Origin of the sequence: Dyella humi, assembly GCF_044904605.1 — a bacterium.
Lineage (GTDB): Bacteria > Pseudomonadota > Gammaproteobacteria > Xanthomonadales > Rhodanobacteraceae > Dyella_B > Dyella_B humi.
The window spans coordinates 1,274,602-1,295,475 of the sequence record NZ_JADIKI010000022.1 but is presented as its reverse complement, the minus strand read 5'-3'; the positions used below and the strand labels follow the sequence as shown (position 1 = coordinate 1,295,475).

Annotated in this window: 16 protein-coding genes; 13 read left to right on the top strand and 3 right to left on the bottom strand. The window is 61.2% G+C overall.

Annotated features, from left to right (window positions below; genetic code table 11):
* Positions 1 to 7: 7 nt before the first annotated feature.
* The 9 genes from glgB to ISP18_RS10495 all read left to right on the top strand — a co-directional run bounded on the left by glgB (position 8) and on the right by ISP18_RS10495 (position 14,293).
* The gene (glgB, locus tag ISP18_RS10535; protein ID WP_380011035.1) at positions 8 to 2,215 is read left to right on the top strand and encodes a 1,4-alpha-glucan branching protein GlgB; all 2,208 of its coding nucleotides are present in this window, start codon (positions 8 to 10) and stop codon (positions 2,213 to 2,215) included.
* 184 nt (positions 2,216 to 2,399) lie between these two features.
* Positions 2,400 to 4,211, top strand: coding sequence for a malto-oligosyltrehalose trehalohydrolase (treZ, locus tag ISP18_RS10530; RefSeq protein WP_380010576.1), 1,812 nt, complete (start codon positions 2,400 to 2,402; stop codon positions 4,209 to 4,211).
* On the top strand, positions 4,192 to 6,345 hold the full coding sequence (gene malQ, locus ISP18_RS10525; protein ID WP_380010573.1) for a 4-alpha-glucanotransferase: 2,154 nt from the start codon (positions 4,192 to 4,194) through the stop codon (positions 6,343 to 6,345). The genes treZ and malQ overlap by 20 nt, the downstream gene beginning before the upstream one ends.
* Positions 6,342 to 9,041 (top strand): malto-oligosyltrehalose synthase, encoded by a 2,700-nt coding sequence (gene treY / locus ISP18_RS10520; protein ID WP_380010570.1) that lies wholly within the window; start codon positions 6,342 to 6,344, stop codon positions 9,039 to 9,041. Before malQ ends, treY begins: the two co-directional genes overlap by 4 nt.
* Before the next feature lie 44 nt (positions 9,042 to 9,085).
* Positions 9,086 to 9,274, top strand: a complete 189-nt coding sequence (locus ISP18_RS10515; protein WP_380010567.1) for a DUF2934 domain-containing protein — start codon at positions 9,086 to 9,088, stop codon at positions 9,272 to 9,274.
* Positions 9,275 to 9,492: 218 nt separating this feature from the next.
* The gene (glgX, locus tag ISP18_RS10510) at positions 9,493 to 11,643 is read left to right on the top strand and encodes a glycogen debranching protein GlgX (protein WP_380010564.1); all 2,151 of its coding nucleotides are present in this window, start codon (positions 9,493 to 9,495) and stop codon (positions 11,641 to 11,643) included.
* A gap of 228 nt (positions 11,644 to 11,871) precedes the next feature.
* The gene (locus ISP18_RS10505) at positions 11,872 to 12,084 is read left to right on the top strand and encodes a DUF3309 family protein (protein ID WP_380010561.1); all 213 of its coding nucleotides are present in this window, start codon (positions 11,872 to 11,874) and stop codon (positions 12,082 to 12,084) included.
* A gap of 64 nt (positions 12,085 to 12,148) precedes the next feature.
* Positions 12,149 to 13,651 (top strand): sensor histidine kinase, encoded by a 1,503-nt coding sequence (locus ISP18_RS10500; RefSeq protein WP_380010558.1) that lies wholly within the window; start codon positions 12,149 to 12,151, stop codon positions 13,649 to 13,651.
* 261 nt (positions 13,652 to 13,912) lie between these two features.
* Positions 13,913 to 14,293 carry a response regulator gene (locus tag ISP18_RS10495; protein ID WP_380010555.1) on the top strand — a complete coding sequence of 127 codons (381 nt, stop codon included), beginning with the start codon at positions 13,913 to 13,915 and terminating at the stop codon, positions 14,291 to 14,293.
* A gap of 186 nt (positions 14,294 to 14,479) precedes the next feature.
* On the opposite strand, the gene ISP18_RS10490 is transcribed toward ISP18_RS10495, so the two are convergent.
* Positions 14,480 to 14,689 carry a hypothetical protein gene (locus ISP18_RS10490; RefSeq protein ID WP_380010552.1) on the bottom strand — a complete coding sequence of 70 codons (210 nt, stop codon included), beginning with the start codon at positions 14,687 to 14,689 and terminating at the stop codon, positions 14,480 to 14,482.
* A 229-nt stretch (positions 14,690 to 14,918) separates the two neighbouring features.
* Between ISP18_RS10490 and ISP18_RS10485 the strand changes: the two genes are divergently transcribed.
* The 3 genes from ISP18_RS10485 (at position 14,919) to ISP18_RS10475 (ending at position 18,280) form a co-directional block, all read left to right on the top strand.
* Positions 14,919 to 15,179 carry a stress-induced protein gene (locus tag ISP18_RS10485; protein WP_380010549.1) on the top strand — a complete coding sequence of 87 codons (261 nt, stop codon included), beginning with the start codon at positions 14,919 to 14,921 and terminating at the stop codon, positions 15,177 to 15,179.
* On the top strand, positions 15,170 to 15,739 hold the full coding sequence (locus tag ISP18_RS10480) for a DUF4142 domain-containing protein (RefSeq protein ID WP_380010546.1): 570 nt from the start codon (positions 15,170 to 15,172) through the stop codon (positions 15,737 to 15,739). The genes ISP18_RS10485 and ISP18_RS10480 overlap by 10 nt, the downstream gene beginning before the upstream one ends.
* A gap of 612 nt (positions 15,740 to 16,351) precedes the next feature.
* Positions 16,352 to 18,280: a hybrid sensor histidine kinase/response regulator gene (locus ISP18_RS10475; RefSeq protein ID WP_380010543.1), complete on the top strand. Its 1,929-nt coding sequence runs from the start codon at positions 16,352 to 16,354 to the stop codon at positions 18,278 to 18,280.
* Positions 18,281 to 18,494: 214 nt separating this feature from the next.
* Here ISP18_RS10475 and ISP18_RS10470 read toward each other — a convergent pair whose 3' ends face one another.
* Positions 18,495 to 19,250 carry a UdgX family uracil-DNA binding protein gene (locus tag ISP18_RS10470; protein ID WP_380010540.1) on the bottom strand — a complete coding sequence of 252 codons (756 nt, stop codon included), beginning with the start codon at positions 19,248 to 19,250 and terminating at the stop codon, positions 18,495 to 18,497.
* Between the two features lie 72 nt (positions 19,251 to 19,322).
* Positions 19,323 to 19,628, bottom strand: coding sequence for a KGG domain-containing protein (locus ISP18_RS10465; RefSeq protein WP_380010537.1), 306 nt, complete (start codon positions 19,626 to 19,628; stop codon positions 19,323 to 19,325).
* Positions 19,629 to 19,963: 335 nt separating this feature from the next.
* Here ISP18_RS10465 and ISP18_RS10460 point away from each other — a divergent pair, with 335 nt between their 5' ends.
* Complete coding sequence (locus ISP18_RS10460; RefSeq protein WP_380010534.1) at positions 19,964 to 20,761, top strand: BON domain-containing protein; 798 nt, start codon at positions 19,964 to 19,966, stop codon at positions 20,759 to 20,761.
* Positions 20,762 to 20,874: the final 113 nt, after the last annotated feature.

Sequence of the window (20,874 nt, the reverse complement as noted above, 5' to 3'; positions counted from 1 at the left end):
TACTGCTGTGGCGCCTGCGACACGCCTTTCCGCATACTTTCCCGTAGAGGTTCTGCATGCCCTGGACCGGGGGCGCTGCGGCGAACCGTTCGAATGGCTTGGTCCGCATCGGCATGGCGATCACTGGTACGTAGCCACTGTCGCGCACGGCGCCGCAGCGGTGGAAGTGATCTGCCCACCCGACGGCGACGTGTGGCCGGCACAGCGACTGGCCGAAGGCGTTTTCGCGGCCTCGCTACCGCATCGGCCGGACGATTATCGTCTGCGCATCGAGTGGCCGACCGGCAAGAAAATCATCAACGACCCCTATGCCTTCGGCACCCTGCTCACCGAAGGTACGCTGCACGCGTTTCGCGCTGGCGAACTGAGCCATCCGGGCGACATTCTTGGTGCGCACGTGGTGCATCTCAATAACGTAAGCGGGGTGCATTTTTCGGTGTGGGCACCGAATGCGCGACGCGTTTCGGTAGTCGGCGATTTCAACGAATGGGACGGCCGTCGCCACGTAATGCGCCGGCACGATCATGAAGGGTTGTGGGAGATTTTCATTCCCGGCCTGAAAGCGGGCGCGCTCTACAAATTCGAACTGCTCGACCACAACGGGCACCTGTTGCCGCTGAAAGCGGACCCATTCGCACGACGGGCCGAGCTGCCGCCCGCCACCGCGTCCGTGGTGGCGGCGCCGTTGTCGGTGAATTGGCATGATGCATCGTGGATGGCGCATCGCGCGTCAGTCGATCATCAACGCCTGCCGATTTCCATCTACGAAGTGCACGTCACTTCCTGGCAATGGGATGAACACGGACTGCCGTTCGATTGGAACGCGCTCGCCACGCGGCTGATTCCCTACGTGCAGGCGCAGGGCTTTACGCATATCGAACTGCTGCCGATCAGCGAATATCCGTTCGGCGGATCATGGGGTTATCAGCCTATTGCCATGTACGCGCCCACTGCGCGCATGGGTAGCCCGGATGCGTTCGCTCGCTTCGTCGATTCCTGCCACGTAGCCGGCATCGGCGTGATCATCGACTGGGTAAGCGCGCACTTTCCTTCCGACGAGCATGGGCTGCGCGATTTCGACGGCACCAAGCTCTACGAGCACAGCGATCCGCGCGAAGGCGTGCACCAAGACTGGGACACGCTGATCTACAACTACGGCCGCCATGAAGTGCGCCAGTACCTGCTCGGCAGCGCCGTGCACTGGATGCGCCACTTTCACGTGGATGGCCTGCGCGTAGATGCAGTGGCCAGCATGCTGTATCGCGACTACAGTCGTTCCGAAGGCGAATGGATACCGAACAAGCACGGCGGGCGCGAAAATCTCGAAGCCATTGCCTTCCTGCAGGCGCTCAACACCACCGTGGCGCGCGAACAATCGGGCGTGCTGGTGATCGCGGAAGAATCCACCGCATGGCCCGGCGTCACGCGCAACGCAGCGGAAGGCGGCCTGGGCTTCAGCTACAAGTGGAACATGGGCTGGATGCACGACAGCCTGGGTTACATGCAGCGCGATCCGCTCTATCGCCGCCATCACCATCACGACCTTACCTTCGGCCTGGCCTACGCCTATTCGGAAGCCTTCGTGCTGCCGCTCTCGCATGACGAAGTCGTGCACGGCAAGGGCTCGCTGATCGCGCGCATGCCGGGCGACCGCTGGCAGAAGTTCGCCAACCTGCGCGCGTACTTCGGCTTCATGTGGACGCACCCTGGCAAGAAGCTACTGTTCATGGGCGGCGAATTCGCGCAACACCGCGAATGGCATCACGACCGGTCGCTGGACTGGCACCTGCTGGAAGATCCAATGCATCGCGGTATGCATAAGCTCGTGGGCGATCTCAATCAACTGCTGGTGCACGAGCCGGCGCTGCATCGCTGCGACTGTGAACCGGAAGGTTTCCAATGGGTGGTCGGTGACGATACCCATGCATCGGTGTACGCGTATCTTCGTTACGGCGGTGAAGGCGTGGCGCCAATTCTCGTCGTGTGCAATTTCACGCCGGAGGTTCGCCGCGGCTATCGCGTCGGCGTACCCGAAGGCGGCGCATGGCGCGAAGTGTGCAACACCGACAGCAGGCATTACGGCGGCTCCAACCTCGGCAATAGCGGCCAGGTGCATGCCGATGAACTCGGCTGCCGCGGGCAACCTTATTCGTTGAATTTGCTATTGCCGCCGTTGGCGACGTTGATACTTCGGCCGGACAGGAGCGAGGGATGAGTCTTCATATTTCCGTGCCGTCATTCCCGCGAAAGCGGGAATCCATTTTCGCTCCCCGGCAAGAGCAAAATGGATTCCCGCTTTCGCGGGAATGACGGCACGGAGAAACAAACATCACTAAAAAAACACACACCTCCGCCCACAAGGAAGTATCAAAAGCCATGAACCTCGCGGTGCGATTCGTATGTCCGTAAACCCTGCCTCCACTCAATCGCCCGCCACGTCATGCCATAACTGCACGTATGGCGCGCAAGTCCTCGACGACGGCACCACCCGCTTCCGCCTGTGGGCGCCCGGTGCCGATCGCGTCGAACTTGTCATCGATGACATCGCCTTCCCGATGGAGCGCGACGCGGAAGGTAATCACACGCTCGCCATTGAGGTCGATCCGGATACACGTTACGTGTACCGCATCGGTGATCGCCAGGTGCCGGATCCCGCTTCGCGCGCGCAGCCCGGCGGCGTGCTTGGCGCAAGCACGGTGGTCGACCCGTGCGACTATGTGTGGAAGTGCAACGATTGGCGTGGCGCACCGTGGCATACCGCCGTGATCTGCGAAGTGCACGTTGGCGCGCTGGGTGGTTTCGATACCTTGTGCCAAGCATTGCCACGCCTGGCGGCCTGCGGTTTCACTGCGATCGAGCTGATGCCGATCGCCTCATTCCAGGGCGACCGCAACTGGGGTTACGACGGCGTGCTGCCGTATGCGCCTGATGCATCCTACGGCAGTGTCAACGTGCTGAAGACGATGATCGACGAAGCGCACCGGCTTGGCTTAGCGGTGATCCTCGACGTGGTCTACAACCACTTCGGACCGGTCGGCAACGAGTTGCCGAACTACGCACCGGAATTCTTCTGCGCCGACGTGCACACGCCCTGGGGTGCGGCGATCGATTTCCGCCGACCGCAGGTGGCGCGCTACTTCATCGATAACGCACTGATGTGGATCAACGAATACCGCATCGACGGTCTGCGCCTGGATGCAGTGCACACCATCCAGCCGCAGACCTTCCTGGAAGAACTCGGCGCCGCCGTCCGGCATGCCTGCCTGCCGCGCGGGCGCCAGGTGTGGTTGATCCTGGAAAACGAGAACAATGCCGCCCATCTGCTGCGCGGCGATTACACCGCACAGTGGAACGACGACGCGCACAATGTGCTGCACGTGTTGCTTACCAGCGAGCACGAAGGCTATTACGCTGACTTTGCCAAGCAACCCACCGAGGATCTGGCCAAGGCGCTGGCCGAAGGTTTCGTGTTCCAGGGCCAGCACGATCGCCGCGGCCTTTTGCGCGGCGAGCCAAGCCAGGATCTTCGTCCTACTTCCTTCGTGCTGTTCCTGCAGAACCATGACCAGATCGGCAATCGCCCGCTGGGTGAACGGCTGACGTGCCTGGCGAACGAAGCGGACTTGCGCGCGGCGATGGTGCTGGTGGCGCTCAGCCCGATGATTCCGCTGTTCTTCATGGGCGAGGAATGGGGTTGCCGCACGCCGTTCTATTACTTCACCGATTACGAGGGCGAACTCGCCCAGAAAGTGCGCGAAGGCCGGCGCGAGGAGTTCTCGCACTTTTCGGGCTTCACCGATCCCGAGCGACGCGAACGCATTCCCGATCCGAATGCGCTCGACACATATACGGCCTCCATTCCGCGCATGGAAGACAGCGAGCTGGTGCTGGAGTGGAAGCGTTGGTTTGCTGAGCTACTGCAGTTGCGTCAGCGATTTTTGTGTCCGCGTCTGGAAGGCTGCTGCGCGCTGGATTGCGAAGTACTCGCCGAGAAAGCCGTGTATGCACGCTGGCGTCTGGGTGACGGTCGCCATTGGGAAATCGCGCTGAATCTGTCGAACCAGGACGTATCGCTCCCTCGCGATCCGGCCACCCGGGTGATCTGGATCGAACCCCAGGATGCGATGGATGCGCTCGACCGCGGCGTCCTGCAGTCACATACCGCTGTCGTACTGGTGAGGGAATTGAAAGGTGAGCGACTTCTCGCTTGAAACACTTGCACGCGCCGCCGGCATTTCGGTCCAATGGACAGATGCCTACGGACAGGCACGATCGTTGTCCGACGATGCACTGCACGGCCTGCTCGACACGATGAAACTGCCTGCGCATGACGCGGCCAGTCGCCAGACAAGTCTGCGGCTGATCGAGGAACGCGATCACGCGCGGCCATCGCTCGTCACCGTTGATGTCGGCGATGCATTTGATCTGCCCTCGTTCGCACGCGGCGCGACATCCATCACGGCATACGATGAAGAAGGTCGTGCGCAGACGCTGCCGCTGCTCGGCGACGGCCAATGCCAGGCGCCCGCCCACTACGGCTATTACCAGCTCGACATCGGCAACCAACCGCTGATGCTGGCAGTGGCGCCGCAGCGCTGCTTCAGCGTGGGCGACTGTTTGGAACTGCAGACGCTTCGCGCGTGGGGACTTAGCGCGCAGGTGTATTCCCTGCGCCATCCGAACGACGGTGGCGTGGGCGACAGTCGCGCGGTAGCCGAACTCACCGCAACGATAGGCCGCGCCGGTGGCGATGCACTGGCGCTGAGTCCGCTGCATGCGATAAGCCCAGTCGCCGGCCACTACAGCCCGTACTCACCCTCGCACCGAGGGTTTCTCAATTGGCTGCATGCCGATCCCGCACAGATTCTCGGCGCACCCGCGCTGGACGCAGCTATCCATCGAAGCGGCATCGCGTCCACCGGGCAGCACGCGCAGCAAGGCAAGCTGGTGGACTGGCCGGTGGTATACGCCTTGCGACGTAACCTGTTTCGCATACTGCACCAGCAGTTTGCGCAGGCGCCGCAGGGTTTGCGTAACGACCTGGAACGGTTCATCGCCGAGGGTGGCGATGCGCTGAGCCGTCATGCACGGCTGGCAGCACGCCAGTCGCAAGCGGTGATGCGTGGAGAATCTACGTCGTGGAAAACATGGCAGGAGAATTGGCACAACGAAGCCACCGCGAACGCTTTCGCGCAGAGCCATCCGACGGCGGTGGATTTCGAAATCTTCCTGCAATGGCTGGCCGCGCGCTGTTGGGAAAAAACCTGCCGAGTTGCGCGGGATGCAGGACAGCGCATCGGCCTGATCTGGGATCTCGCCGTCGGCTTCGAAGCAGGCGGTGGCGAAGCCTGGGCCTGGCGCGAGCATGTGCTGGAAGGACTGGAGCTGGGCGCGCCGCCCGATGCATTCAATCCCACCGGGCAAAGCTGGGGCATCACTTCTTATTCACCGTGGGGACTGAAGGCAAGCGGCTTCCGTCCCTTCATCGAACTGCTGCGCGCGAACATGGCGCGCGGCGGCGGCATCCGCATCGATCACATCATCGGCTTCCAGCACCTGTGGGTGTTACCGAAAGGCAGACCCTCCACCGAAGGCGGCTACGTTCACCAGCCGCTGCAGGATCTGTTGCGGCTCACGGCGCTGGAGTCGTGGCGTCAGCAGTGCATTGTGATCGGCGAAGACTTGGGCACGGTGCCGGAAGGCCTGCGCGACGTGCTGGCTGCGCGCGGCGTGCTCGGCATTGATGTGCTGCTTTTTACGCGTGACAAGAACGGCGATTTTCTTGCGCCCGGACAGTGGCGGAAGAATGCGGTGGCGATGACGACGACGCACGATTTGCCGCCGTTGATGGGATGGCGGGAAGGATTGGACATTGAGCAGCTTGCGAAGGCGCATGGGTGGGATGATGGAAAACTGCAACAAAGCATGCAGGCGCGTAAGAAGGATGTCGCACGTCTGGATGAAGCCCTCACCATTGCCTCACCGTCATTCCGGCGAAGGCCGGAATCCAGTTTAAATACGCGTCCGGAGGACACCAAATCAGTTTTGAGTGCTTCGCACGACGTATCAGGACTGGATTCCGGCCTTCGCCGGAATGACGGTGAGGCAATCCAGGCCGCTACGCAGACATGTAACAGCTACGTTGAATACCTCATCCAAACCCCCTCCCCCCTGATCCTCATCCCCCTCGAAGACGCCCTCGCTCGCAAGGAACAACCCAACCTTCCCGGCACCGTAGACAGCCACCCCAACTGGCAACACCGCCTGCCGGACGACGCCATCGATCAACTGCAACCTTTGCTGCAGTCCATCGGCACCTCCCTAAAGGAGGCCATGCCGGCATGACTGAATTGCGCGCCACCGTACGCCTGCAGCTCAACCACGAGTTCGATTTCCTTGCGGCGGCCGAACATGTGCCCTACTTCGCAGCGCTCGGCTTGAGTCATGCCTACCTTTCGCCGATCGCAATGGCAAGACCCGGTTCGATGCACGGCTACGACGTGATCAATCCGATGATCGTGAATCCCGAATTGGGCGGCGAGCCGGCGCTCTCCAAGTTCGTGCAGACGCTGCACACGCACGGCATGGGTGCGATTTTGGACATCGTGCCCAACCATATGGCCGCAAACGTCGCCAATCCCTGGTGGAATGATGTGTTGGCGATGGGGCGCGCAAGCCGCTATGCGCACTACTTCGACATCGACTGGCATGCGCCGCACACGGAAGGCAAGTTGTGGCTGCCGATACTTGCCGTGCCGCTGGAACAAGCGCTCGCAGGCGCCGAGCTGCGGCTGGAACGCCACGTAGGCGGCACCACCATCGCGTTGGGCGTGGCGGGCACGAAGTTGCCGATTTCCGAACAGGGCCTGCGCCTGCTGTTCGATCTTGCCGGCCGGGTGTTGCCGCGTTTCAGGGCTTCCGCCGATGCCATGGATGCACTGCGGCTCGCGATCCAGGACGAAAGCACCCGCGAGCAGATCGATCACGCGATCGCGCAGTTGCATACCGACAAGGCAATGATGCGCCGCTTCCTTAATTTGCAGCACTACCGACTCGCCTGGTGGCGTAGCGCCAGCCAAGTGGTCAACTATCGCCGCTTCTTCGATATCGATTCGCTGGTAGCGCTGGCGGTGGAGCGCGACGACGTGTTCGACGCGGTGCATGCGCTGCCCTTGCGCCTGATCCGCGAGGGGCTGATCGATGGTTTGCGCATCGATCATGTCGATGGTCTCACCCAGCCGCGCGATTACCTGCGCAAGCTGCGCCTGCGGGTGGATCGCGCTGCCCGCGTCGATCCGCGCCAGATGGCCCGGCGCATCACGCTGCACGTGGAAAAAATCCTCGCTCATGACGAGGTGCTGCACGAGGGCTGGCCGGTGGATGGCACCACCGGTTACGACTTCATGAATCAAGTCGTCGCGCTACAGCACGACGATCAAGGCCACGCGGAATTGGCCTCGGCCTGGGCATCGCTGAGCGGACGCTCGAAACATTTCGGCGAGGAAGAACACGAAGCGCGGCGAAGCATGCTGGCATCGAGCCTGGCCACGGATCTTGCTCGCTGTGTGCGTGCCTTCGAACGCTACATGACGGATACGCCGGAAAGCGGCGATCTCACACCGTTGGCGCTGCAGCAGGCGCTGACGGAAATCCTGGAACAAATGCCCGTATACCGCACTTACCTCAGCACCGGCACCCCCAGCAACGAAGACCGCCGCACGCTGGAGCACGTGTTCGAGCGCGCGATGAAGGACGGCGATCCCGATCGCGTCGCGTTTCGCGCGTACCTACGGCAATACCTGCTGGAAACCAAGGCGCGTTGGCTGAGCACGCTGTCGCAGCGGCGCCATCTGCAGATCGCTCGGCGCCTGTTCGAACAGCTCGCCACCACGCTTAACGCCAAGGCGGTGGAAGACACGGCTTTCTATCGCTACGGAGTGCTGCTTTCGCGCAACGAGGTGGGCAGCGATCCGCGCGTCTTCGCGATCACCCCACGGCGCTTTCATACCATCATGCAGCAGCGTGCCACCGCCTGGCCGCGCGCGCTGCTCGCCACCGCCACGCACGATCACAAGCGCGGCGAAGACGTGCGCGCCAGGCTCGCGGTGGTGAGCGAACGTGCGCGATGGTTCGTCGACCAGGCAAGCCGCTGGCTGGCCGAACTCGATCGCCCGAACCGCCCTTCCCATGGCGCGATGTGGATGCTGCTGCAGACTGTGCTGTCTGCATGGCCGCTGGGCATGTCGTGCGATGACGACGAAGCATTGCGCCTTTTTTCCGATCGCGTCGAGCAATGGTTCTTGAAAGCAGAACGCGAAGCGAAACTCCAAACGCGCTGGACCACGCCCAATCCCACCTACGAAGAAGCCTGCAAAACCACCGTGCGCGACATTCTGCTCTCGCCACGTTATGACGCACTACGTCACAGCATTCACGACGCGGCACGCAGCCTCGATGCGCCAGGTGCATTAAATGGCTTGGCCGCAGTCACGCTGCGCCTCACTGTCCCCGGCGTGCCCGACCTGTATCAAGGCACGGAATACTGGGATCAGTCGCTGGTGGATCCGGACAACCGCCGCCCGGTGGACTACACCGTGCGCGCGACCACGTTCGACGGCAATCAACTGCCCGATGAACTACTCGCCGACTATCGCACCGGCGTGATCAAGCAACAGGTGATCCATCGCCTGCTGCGCGTACGCCGGCGCCGACCCGAATTGTTCGCACGCGCCGGCTACGATCCGCTGGAAGTGACCGGTTGGCGGCGCGAACACGTGGTGGCATTCATCCGCCGCTACGAGCGGCATCAACTGCTGGTGGCCGTGCCACGACTGTGTGCGGCGGGCATGGCGACCAACGATCGTCCCATGGTGGACAGGGATTTCTGGGGCGACACCGCCGTGGCTTGCCCCAACGATGACGGCGCCTGCACCTTCACTGATTTATTTACTCACCGTACGCATCAGGGCGGCACACAAGGTCTGCCCGCGCGGATGCTCTTCGCCGAATGGCCAGTGGCCGTGCTGATAGCCGAGTCCTAGAAGATCCGGTCAAACCTTTGGAGATTGATCTGAGCATTCCGACCATGAAAGCGACACGCTCTTCCGCCGAGCGGCATGCTCGCATCAGCGAGATCGCCCACAGCATCTGGGAATCGGAAGGCCGCCCTTCTGGCCAGGAAGTCCGTCATTGGCTGATGGCGGAAAAGCTGGTGCTGGCGGAGGAGCGGCATGCTTTGCAGCAGCAGAAGAAGATGGGTAAGCAGAATAGGTAACCGGTATTTGCACATCTTGGATGTCATACATGGTCTTGCCTCACCGTCATTCCGGCGAAGGCCGGAATCCAGTTTCAGTACGACGTGCGAAGCACTCAAAATAAAAATCAGATGTTGTGTCCTTTGGACGCATATTTGAACTGGATTCCGGCCTTCGCCGGAATGACGACCGGGCGATTTTGATAGTTGCGTAAATATTTAAATCAGGCCGAAAAAAGATGAACGTCATAACCAAACCCTCGCGACAGCGTCACGGCGCGGAGACGACAGCCCACAGCGCCAGCCTGCGCGAAGGCCTGCCCTTTCCGCTTGGCGCCACCTGGGACGGGCTTGGCGTCAACTTCGCGCTGTTCTCCGCTCACGCCACCATGGTGGAGCTTTGCCTGTTCGACGAAGAAGGCAATGAAACCGAGCGCATTCGGCTGCCCGAATACACCGACGAGATATGGCACGGTTATCTGCCCGATGCGCGCCCCGGACAGCTCTACGGTTACCGCGTACATGGCCCGTATGAACCCGAAGCCGGCCATCGCTTCAATCCCAACAAGCTGCTGCTCGATCCCTACGCTAAGCAGATTATCGGTGAACTGACCTGGCACGACGCCTTGTTCGGCTACACCATCGGGCATCCCGATTGCGATCTCAGTTTCGACGAACGCGACAGCGCACCGTACATGCCCAAGTCGCGCGTCATCGATCCGGCCTTCACCTGGGGCAGGCACTACTGGCCAGGCGTGCCATGGGACACGACGATCGTCTATGAGACTCACGTGCGCGGCTATACCATGCTGCATCCGCATGTGCCTGAAGAATTACGAGGAACGTTTGCCGGCCTCGCGCATCAGCCCGTGGTCGACTACATCCGCTCGCTGGGCGTCACCTCAGTGGAACTGATGCCGATACACGCCTTCGTCGACGACAAGCAACTGCTCAGCGTGGGACTGCGTAACTACTGGGGCTACAACACCATCGGCTTCTTCGCGCCGCATCCGCGCTATATGGCTGCCTCCACGGTGGCGGAATTCAAAGAAATGGTGGCGCACCTGCACGACGCCGGCCTGGAAGTGATCCTGGACGTGGTCTACAACCACACCGCCGAAGGCAATCATCTTGGCCCCACGCTTTCCCTGCGCGGCATCGACAACGCCACCTATTACCGGCTTGCGGATGACCGCCGCCATTACGTCAACGACACCGGCACCGGCAACACGCTGGACTTAAGTCACCCGCGCGTGCTGCAGATGGTGATGGATTCGCTGCGCTACTGGGCCACCGAAATGCGTGTGGACGGTTTCCGCTTCGATCTGGCCACCATTCTCGGACGCGAATTGCACGGCTTCGACCAGGGCGGCGGCTTTCTCGACGCTTGCCGACAGGATCCGGTGCTCGGCCGCGTGAAGCTGATCGCCGAACCCTGGGACATCGGCCCCGGCGGCTACCAGGCCGGCAAATTCTCGCCCGGCTGGGCGGAATGGAACGACCGCTTCCGCGACGCTACGCGCGCGTTTTGGCGCGGCGACGAAGGCGCGCTGGCCGATTTCGCCACACGCCTCACCGGCTCGGCCGATCTGTTCGATCAGCGCGGGCGTCGCCCGAACGCGTCGATCAACTTCGTCACCGCGCACGACGGCTTCACCCTCAACGATCTGGTCAGTTACAACACCAAGCACAACGAAGCCAACCGCGAAAACAACCGCGACGGCACCGACAACAATCTCAGCTGGAACCACGGCGAAGAAGGGTTTACCGACAATCCGGATATCCTCGCCCTGCGCCAACGCCAGATGCGCAACATGCTCGCTACACTGCTGCTCTCGCAGGGCACGCCGATGCTGCTGGCCGGCGACGAATTCGCTCGCACGCAAGGTGGCAACAACAACGCCTACTGCCAGGACAACAACGTCACCTGGCTCGACTGGCTCGCCGCGAGCGAGCAGCGCGCGCTTACCGACTTCGTCCGCCGCCTCACCCGCTTGCGTCGCGACTATCCACTACTGCGCCGCAGCCGCTTCCTGCGCGGCCTGGTGGACGAAGAATCGGGCGTCCGCGACGTTACCTGGCTCACCCACGATGGTCGCGAATTCACCGAGGAGCAATGGCACAACCCCAACGAGCGCAGCCTCGCCATGCTGCTCGACGGCCGCGCCAAACCCACCGGCCTCAAACGCCCCGGCGCCGACACTACGTTGCTGCTATTGATCAACGGCCAATTCGAGGACGTGGATTTTGTTCTGCCGCAGGTATCCGGCAAGATGGAATGGCGATTGCTGGTGAGCACGGTGCATCAGGCGTCTAACGTGAGCGAAGGGCACGTGAGTTTGATGGCGCGATCATTGGCACTGTATCGGGCTCGGCCAGTGAAGGGGTGATGATCGCGTTACTAGCAACCTACGCGCTAAACCACAAGGCCATCACCGGTCTCAACGAAGACGAACTCTTCACGCACGCTGCCACGATCGCGGATGGCGTCGCTGATCATGCCCAATAAAATGTGAAACCCATCCTGACGATGTGTCTGCACGGCGTTGAGTTAGCTGATGCCATAGTCGCACCATCCCATCCATGCGCACGGTTTGCCGGTGTAGCTTAGGTATGCAATGTCGCTGATCGTGCTCATCGCTCTGCTGATCGTCCCGTTAGGTGCGCTGCCGACCTGGCTGTACAACCGAACGTTGGGCTATTACCCGCTCGGCGACGGGCGTGGCACGCGTGATCGCTATCGTGTTGTTGTTGCTTGGCAATATCTAAACAGCAATGGCTGCGCTCCATGCAGCCATTTTTGTAGCAGAGAAAGAAGTAAGAAGAATTAAATAATGAACGCCGACCTATTCCAGCAACATCATGCGGAAGACATCACTACCGGCAGTAAAGCTCATGCCGCGGCCAACTGATCTTATGGCGTTGCGCCGGCTCTCCATCGCGGCTGTGCTGCAACGAACCGTTCGCGCGCTGGTCGAAGCACCGGCGATGCGTCGCGTTTCTGCCGCCTCGCGCGGGGATCGCCGGAAGTTTCTGGTTGGGCTTCGCGCACGCTGGCGGATGGCGCTGGTGCCCACCAAGCGCACGGGCAGTGACGTGGTCGCGCGCAACCGCTTTGAGCGTGAAGTGCAGAATCGCCTCGGCGTTCTGCCCAATTTCTTCACCTCGACATCGGCTGCACCCGCGCTTGCCTCGCAACTTTGGGCGCAGGCCAAAGCCGCCTATCTCGACAATCCGCTGCCTTCGCTGTTCAAGGAACGCCTGTTTGTGCATCTGTCGCGCTTTTGCGAAGTGCGTTACTGCATTGTACGCCACGCCGGTTTTCTGCTCGGCAAGGGCTATCCGGCTGGCAACGCCCGCGTCACGCCGGAAACCATCGAACAGATCGTCATTCTTCTGAGTCGTCCGGTACCCAATGCCGCGCAGCTGGAAGCCGTGTTCACGCGGTTGGAAGGCTACTTGGAACCTGCCGAGATTCCCGCTCCACGTAGCAAGGCCGAAGAAGATCTGTTCGACGCGCTTACGGTGATGTTCGTGGTTCCCTCGCGCTCGGCGCAGGCACGCACGGCAGTGCGGCAAGCGGTGGGCGACGGTCCGTTCGAATACGTCGTCGCCCTGCTCGCCTTCATACGCATGGCGCATTACTGGACGGAAACGCATCCGGAACTCGCCTATGAAACGGACATGATCATGCTGATGGCACAGCATCATGATCTTGCGCGACGCCTGCTGGATACGTCCGATGCCGAATGGGCGCATGCGGGTGATGCCTTGCGCGAAGCGCTCACCGGTCAGCTACAGGTGCTCAACACCGAACTGCAGCACCGCACACGCAACCTGCTCAGCGTGATCCAGGTGGTGTTCGATCGCACCATGACCAAGCACACCACACTGGACAGTTTTGCCCCGGTGTTCGTATCGCGCCTGGATGCGATCAGTCGCGTGCAGACGTATCTGTCACGCCTGGTGCAGGGCGAAAAGGTCACGTTCGACGGTCTGCTTCGCACGGAGCTTGCGGCGCACGCGGCATCCTTGCAGCAAATCACCCTGGACGGCCCGCCCGGCGTGCGCCTGCGCTCTTCCACCTTGCAGACGTTTGCGCTGGCCATCCACGAACTGGTAGTCAACGCAGTGAAGTACGGTGCACTCGCCAATCCCAACGCGCACCTGCTGGTGCGCTGGGAAGTGGAAGACGGCGATGACCAGCCGCCACTGCTGCACGTGCATTGGGAGGAAACCGGCGTGCATCTCGCCGATATCGACGGCAACATCCCGCAATCCGGCTATGGCCGCGAACTGATCGAGCGCGCACTGCCCTACCAGCTGAAGGCAAAAACGTGCTACGAGATGATGCCAGAAGGTGTGCGCTGTTCGATCTCAGTGCCAGTGTTGATGTGAAGCACTTTACGTGTCTTGCCCAAATCTTTAGTCATCGCGCGCTGATTGCACCCTCACCCCCGCCCCTCTCCCGAAAGGAGAGGGGCTTGCGCACTTCCAAGCAGATGATTACGCCATTCGCATTCTCAGCGCTGCGACGCGGAAGCAACCTCCCGACCGTGACGACCCAGCAGTGCTCACGGACATGTTCTTGTCTGGTTGTACACGCCACCTAAGCAAGGCCGCGTGTAAATAAAGTTTTTTGTGTGGGGAAAATAGCTCATGACTTCCAGCCAGTTGAGCGGAAAATCGGTCCTGATGGTGGAGGACGAATACCTGATTGCCGACGCGCTCTGCTCGGCCTTTGAAATGGAAGACGTCCACGTGGTAGGTCCGTTTCCGAACGTTGCCGCCGCCATGGAGGCCCTGGATAAGGGCGCCACAGCGGATGCGGCGGTGCTGGACGTCAATTTGAACGGCGAACGCGTGTTTCCGCTGGCCGATCGCCTGATGGCTGACAACGTGCCGATCGTGCTGACCACCGGCTACGACGGAGACGCCATTCCGCGCAACTACGCGCACCTGCAGCGACTGCAGAAACCGGTGCACTTGCACGAGCTGTTCGGCTGCCTCAACGGGCTGCTTGCCAAAAGTGTCACGTAATTTGCGACTCGATGCATGATAGCCATTCGCTCCCGCCGCAGGCGCCCCCCGGATATGGACGCCTGCGGCTACCGCTTATGCGATCAGCCATGCACGCTATGCAGGGAATGCTTCCAAGCGACTCATTTCGTCATGACCCGATCGCACGGATTCGTGCGCACGCTGGGCGACGGCAAGCGATCTTGTTCAACGCACCGGATGAAGATGCGGCGACAACGGCATGCGCGCGATATTGCTGAGCGGCAGTGTCACACGGTCTTCACGGTTCAACGCCTGGATTTCCATGATCAGCCTGGCATTGCGCTCGATCAGTCGATGGTTCTGCGCCAACAACTGTCCGCAAAGACGCTCCAGGTGTCGCAAGCGCTGTTCGGATGCGTCGTAAGTGGATGTCATAGTTTTTCGCCTCCCTTGCTTGATGCCGATGAATATCCAACTTTTCGGGTGAAGCGAGCGTCTGTGTTTTCGTGCCGCCGAAACAGACTTGCGTGCCTGGAACATGTGAGGTGTGTTACGTCAGCGACACGGCGGGAGCGTTCACTCCCTCTTTTCCGCACATTCACGCCCTCCGCAGGCCCGAGGTTGAACACTCTGTACACCCGCAAATCGCGCAACGAGTGCTTCTATGTCCGATCACGACAAAACCAACGCCTCTCCTCGAGGTTTTGCCGCCATGGATGAACGCCGGCGCCGTGAAGTGGCCAGCCTCGGCGGCCGCATCGCCCACGCGAGAGGTCGCGCCCATTGCTTCACGCCCGAAGAAGCGCGCAAGGCCGGCCAGAAAGGCGGTAGTCAGATCAGTCGCAACCGCAAGCACATGGCTGAGCTTGGCCGCCGTGGCAGCGTGCACGAAGAACCGAAACCCTCCGAAGAAGCATGGACCTGACGCAAACCACGTTATTGACCGGCATTCTTGCCCTTGTCGCGCTGGTGATCTACTACCAACTGAAAGCCGGTGCCAATCACCCCGCTCGTATCCACGGCAGCATAAGCAAGGACGATCGGCGCTTTTTGCGCCAGGCTGTCACCGTCTCCGCCGCTGAAGTCACGTTGAGCCAGCTGGCACTGAAAACATCTGCTGCCGCGCCGGTGCAATACATGGCCAAGCGCATCGTGGACGACCAGACCCAAGTGAACCGCAAATTGGCGAGCCTGGCGTGGCGCTACCGCGTGAACGTGTCGGCCGAGCCCGGCCCCGAAGCCAAACAGCAAGCGCGACAACTGCGCTCGCTGCACGGCAGCGCGTTCGACCAGGCGTACGACGAAGTGATCGTGCAGGATCACCGCAAAGCCATCGACCTGTTTAGCGCGGCGGCGCACAGCACGAACGCCGAAATACGACGGCTCGCCGAAACGACGCTGCCGACGCTGGATCTGCATCTGAAGATGGCAGAGGAACTGGACCCGCGCGTTACGGCTTCGGCGCCGCCGTTGCCGCCGATGTAAGGCTACTTCGCCATTCGTTCCAAATAAGCGCGTCATTGACCAGCTTCACTGCTGTAAAGCGTCTCGGCGAAGGTGCACTGTTGTCCTAGGAAAAAGAGAGGTTAGAAAAATCTTCCCGCATGCGGCAGCGCTTTTTGCGGGCGAACGTCTTTGTGCATGGGTGAATTGGCCAGCCTGCGCAGCAGAAAAAAGTGCCACGCAGGGAACATGAACGAACTCTTCCACACGAATACCAGGCGGGCAGCCTGAACAGCTTCAGCTACGTGAAGGCCACCTTAAGCATTCACCCTGAAATCGGCCCTTCTACTCGCTTGTTTCACGCCACCATTACGCCATTACCATCATCTTGAACGGACGGTAACGGGTCAAAGGGGGCTCTGGCGCCGACAGGGTACGGAAGCAGTCGAGGTGTGCCGTTGCAGTAGATCATCGAAGGACGGCTACACCCGACTACGCCAGGCATGTGTTGCGCGCGTTTCGATGGCACGAGTTCGCGCAACGACCATGTCATACATGGTGGTCCGTTGCCGATGCATGAGTAAAAACGCAGTGCTTCGTTGATTCATGACGACACTGCATTGACCGCCCGGCCACACATGCTTGAGCCATGCCATGCCGCTAGCTTTACGCCATGACAGTCCACCTCATTTGCTACCTGCCGACCACGCGGTTTTTATATTGGATCGCCGTGGCCATGTCATTGCCGTTCACGAGGGCGAAGCGCTGTTCGGCAACCGCCGCTCCCATGACCTGATCGGCCAGCATTACGCCAGCGTGTATCTAGGCGATCGCGATGACGCGTTACTGCGTGCCGCCTTGCATGCACACAGTGCCGAGCCGGCGCGCGTGGAAGCCTGGCTGTCCGAGAGCCGCGACCGGCGCATTCGAGTTGAGGTTTCCATGCAGGCGCTGAAAGGCGGAGACGGAAGCGTCTACGGCTTCGCCATGTTCGTGCGCGATACGCATCTGTACAAGCGCTTGCAAACCCGCCTGCGTGAAAACGAACGCCGCTTCCGCCTGTTCGTACACGACGTCACCGACTATGCCATCTGCATGCTCGATTTCGACGGCGTCGTGCTGGACTGGAACCTGGGTGCGCAACGCATGACCAGTTATGCGGCACAGGCCGTTGTAGGTCAACCGATCGCCATCTTCTTCGACGAACAGCAACCCGCGGACGATCTTCCCGCGCAACTCTTGCGAACGGCCGGCCAAAGCGGTCGCGCGAACATCGGATGCGATCTTAAGCGCGCCGACGGCGAATGCTTTCCGGCGGAGGTGATCATTGAAGCAGTGCATGAAGGCGACGGCTCCCTGCTCGGCTTCGCCCTGATCATTCACGACCAAACCCAGCAACAACTTTCTGAGCGACGCCTGCACGAAGCGCGCGAGCAGATCGTGCATGCGCAGAAGATTGAAGCCATCGGCCATCTCACCGGGGGCATCGCGCACGATTTCAACAATGCCCTGCAAGGCATCATCAGTTCGCTAGAACTGGCATCACTCTCCCTGGATCGCCACCACCTTGCGCAGGCCAAGCGACACGTGATGGTGTCGCTGGATGCAGCCCTGCGTGCTGGCCGGCTCACCCAGCGCCTGCTTTCGCTGTCGCGGCGGCAAGGCTCTTCCAGCCAGCGCACCAGCGTGGCCAAGGTGCTCAACTCGATGCGCGAACTGCTCGACCGCACCCTGGGTGACGATATCGTGCTGGAGGTGTCGTTTCCCGATGAGCTGCCGCCGCTCGCCTGCGATAGCGCCCAACTGGAAAGCGCGCTGGTGAACCTGGCTGTCAACGCACGCGACGCCATGGCCGGGCACGGGCGCCTCAGCATGAGTTGCCGCGTGTGCAGCCCCGATGACAGCAGCGTGCAGGTGACGCTGGACGCTGCGCACAGCGCCTACATCGAAATCACCGTCGCCGACGATGGCCCCGGGATGAGCGAGGAAACGCGCAAACGCGCGTTCGAACCGTTCTTCACCACCAAGCCGGAAGGTCGCGGCACCGGGCTAGGCCTGTCGATGGTGTTCGGATTCGTCACGCAATACGGCGGCGCGGTGGACATCCGCAGCATGCAGGGCGCCGGAACCTCGGTGTTGCTGTATCTGCCGTGCGACGAAGCAGTGCTGGAAACTGCGCCGCCGAAAGATACCAAGCCCGCGCCCAACCTGTGCGGCTTTCGCATTCTGGTGGTGGAAGACAACGAAACCATCCGGCATTCCGTGGCGGCGCGGTTGCGGCAGCTTGGTTGTGAAGTGTCCGAGGCGGCGTCGGGTGACGAGGCGCTGTCGATACTCGCCGGCAGCCCCTCATGGGATCTGCTGCTGTCGGACATCGACCTGCCAGCGATGGACGGTTACGAACTGTGCTGCAAGGCACGCGAGCAATTCCCCAAACTGCGCGTGATCCTGATGACGGGCTACGCTGATTCGAAATGGCTGGATTCCGATGAGCTGGATGGCGCTACGGAAGCCTTGATCAAGCCGTTTGATATGGGGGATCTGCTGGCCAAGGCGCAATTGTTGTTGCTGCCGGCGGATTGATTCGGATGTTTATAACGCCATCTCGTAATTGACTTGCGTGCAGCTTCCTGAGTGGTCCCTCCCTTTGCTTGCAGGGGGAGGTCAGGAGGGGGTGAACCCCTGCGGGAAAGTCTGAGGCAAGTATTCACCCCACCCCACCTTCTCCTGCTTGCAGGAGAAGAAGATCAAGGATGTTCCCCTGCAAGCAGGGGAGGGAGCAAATGTTTCTCGCACCTTACCCCGCCCTTCTCCCCGAGGCCGCCCCAACATTCACAGGCCCCGCCACAAACGCCCGCAAATCATCCACCAGCTGCTGATACCGATGATCATGCGTATCGCGATTGATCGAGCGCAGCACCGATGACGGATGCCAAGTGGCCATCGCGTCGATGCCGCCGGGCAGTTTGAACCAGCGCCCGTGACTCATGGTGAGCTGGAACGTGGTGCCGAAAAACGCCTGTGCCGCCATCACGCCCAACGCCAGAATCCGCTGCGGGCGCACTTCACGCAGCTCAGCCGCAAGCCACTCCCGGCAGATGGCTTGCTCCGCCGCGTTGGCGCGCTTGTGCAAGGGGTGTTTGCCGCGCAGCTCGTATTTGAAATGCTTGACAGCGTTGGTGAGATACACCTCGCGGCGTTCGAGCCCGCTTTCCTTCAACGCACGGTCCAGCAGCGCGCCCGCGGGTCCAACGAAGGGCTCGCCTGCTGTGTCTTCCTGCAAGCCGGGCTGTTCGCCCACCAGCATCAGCGTGGCGTGCGCGGGACCCTTGCCGAAAACCGTCTGCGTCGCGTGCTTCCAGAGCGGACAATCGTGGCAGCGCGATGCCAACTCGCGCAGTTCCTTCAACGTGCCGGAAGGTGGCGGCAAGGTTGGGGGGCGGGCTAACGGGAACTCCCACGCCGGTCGACTTTGCGGCATCTCGGTCATCCTCGCGCTGCCTTCGCGAAGCTTGCGATACCGCTTATCGAAATGATGTGCAGATTCAGTCAACAATCACATCCATAAACCATTCATGATGAACGCGCATGGTGAATTCGCGTACGCTGTGCCTGACCGCACGCGTCACCGTTGCGGATGTTGCGATCCTTTCGTGCGATCGGCCGATGTGCGGCTGCGCATGCCGCCCTTCTTGCCCAGCTCAGCGTACCCTTCGCGCCCCAGCTCCTGCCTGCGGGCTTCGCCGCCCTGCTTGCCGAGTGCCGAATAGCCTTCCGAACCGAGTTCCTCTTTGCGTGCGGCGCCACCTTTCTTGCCGAGTTCCGAGTAGCCTTTCGGCCCCAGCTGCTCCTTGCGTGCCTCGCCGCCTTTTCGGCCGGCCTCGCGCACGCTCATGGCGCCCCTATCCGGGTTACGCTGTTTCCTGCTCATGCCTTTACCTCTTGCTTGCACTGCTCTGGCGAAATCGTGCTGTCTAGCAACTGTGCATAGAGGGGAACATGCCATCGCTTGTGTGATGCTTGCGTGCTTCTTGCGCGCGATGTGCGCAGGAAATTTGTCGCGCATCACATAACGTTGCATCAAACACTCATGCGACAACGCGCGCAGCAAGCGAACGTGTGTGTGCTTGCTTCTACGCTAAAAACGCGGTCTTCCACGCATATGAACGGCCAAGCCAACATTACATTCGGCTAGCTTCCGATTCACTCTCCCGCCACTCCGGTGCGCAGTAGCTTTTGCCGATGAGACAACGAACGGAGTGACTCATGACAAGAAAATCCAGCGAAGCAAAGAAATCACGCCCACACCCGGGCCATCACCGCATGATGGCGCAGGACCGCACCGTGGCCAGCACCACGGTGGATTCACGCGACATCAGCCTCGGCTTCGGCCCTCGCAGCGTCGATCCCGATCGACGCACCGAGCGCCTGAGTTATCGCGACCCGGGGGAACCGTCGCAGGGCCCGTTGCGCTTCGACGAAACCAATTACAGCGTGGAGCGTCTCACGCTGCCCGAAGGCGGTTACAACGAATACGCCGACGAAGTCTCCACTTACCACGACGAGGAAGGCATGCCACACATGCACTACGACCCGGCGGGAGACGGTGCATGGCAGAACCCTCAATACAGCGGCTCTACGGAGAGCGACCTGCTGGCGGACCTACCGCCGAACGACATCAGCTCGGCCTACGAGCCCGACGACCCCGACCTCGGCTTCCGTCTCACTGCGGAAGACCTCGAGACCTCACCGGACCGCTATGTTGACCGCAACGCCGAAAAAATCCCAGGCTTTGGCCATCACGTTGCGCAGCACGGGAACCGCACGGATGAGCGCATTCGCGAGGAAATCTACGAAGCGCTAGACGGCCGCGCAGACATCGAAGCACCCGACATCTCGCTGCACGTACGCAACGGCTTGGTCACCATTGAGGGCGAAGTTGCCGATGCCATGCTGAGACATCGCGTCGAGCAATGCGTGGACGGCGTCGAGGGCGTGAAAGGTATCAACAACCGGCTGCATTTGGCGGCGGCGCAACCGCGTCGGCCGTGGAGTGATGCGTGATTTCGAGGCGGTCTTGATCGATAAGGCAGCCTCGGAAACCGCGCGCATGCGTGCCTCTTGTCATTCGCGCGAAAGCGCATTGTTGTCGGGGGAAAATTTTGCCCGATTTGCGA

Excerpts from the sequence above, each read along its gene's own strand:
- treZ (WP_380010576.1), top strand. The coding sequence starts at position 2,400 with ATGTCCGTAAACCCTGCCTCCACTCAATCGCCCGCCACGTCATGCCAT.
- treY (WP_380010570.1), top strand. The coding sequence starts at position 6,342 with ATGACTGAATTGCGCGCCACCGTACGCCTGCAGCTCAACCACGAGTTC.
- ISP18_RS10515 (WP_380010567.1), top strand. The coding sequence starts at position 9,086 with ATGAAAGCGACACGCTCTTCCGCCGAGCGGCATGCTCGCATCAGCGAG.
- glgX (WP_380010564.1), top strand. The coding sequence starts at position 9,493 with ATGAACGTCATAACCAAACCCTCGCGACAGCGTCACGGCGCGGAGACG.
- ISP18_RS10505 (WP_380010561.1), top strand. The coding sequence starts at position 11,872 with ATGTCGCTGATCGTGCTCATCGCTCTGCTGATCGTCCCGTTAGGTGCG.
- ISP18_RS10500 (WP_380010558.1), top strand. The coding sequence starts at position 12,149 with ATGCCGCGGCCAACTGATCTTATGGCGTTGCGCCGGCTCTCCATCGCG.
- ISP18_RS10495 (WP_380010555.1), top strand. The coding sequence starts at position 13,913 with ATGACTTCCAGCCAGTTGAGCGGAAAATCGGTCCTGATGGTGGAGGAC.
- ISP18_RS10490 (WP_380010552.1), bottom strand. The coding sequence starts at position 14,689 with ATGACATCCACTTACGACGCATCCGAACAGCGCTTGCGACACCTGGAG.
- ISP18_RS10485 (WP_380010549.1), top strand. The coding sequence starts at position 14,919 with ATGTCCGATCACGACAAAACCAACGCCTCTCCTCGAGGTTTTGCCGCC.
- ISP18_RS10480 (WP_380010546.1), top strand. The coding sequence starts at position 15,170 with ATGGACCTGACGCAAACCACGTTATTGACCGGCATTCTTGCCCTTGTC.
- ISP18_RS10475 (WP_380010543.1), top strand. The coding sequence starts at position 16,352 with ATGCCGCTAGCTTTACGCCATGACAGTCCACCTCATTTGCTACCTGCC.
- ISP18_RS10465 (WP_380010537.1), bottom strand. The coding sequence starts at position 19,628 with ATGAGCAGGAAACAGCGTAACCCGGATAGGGGCGCCATGAGCGTGCGC.
- ISP18_RS10460 (WP_380010534.1), top strand. The coding sequence starts at position 19,964 with ATGACAAGAAAATCCAGCGAAGCAAAGAAATCACGCCCACACCCGGGC.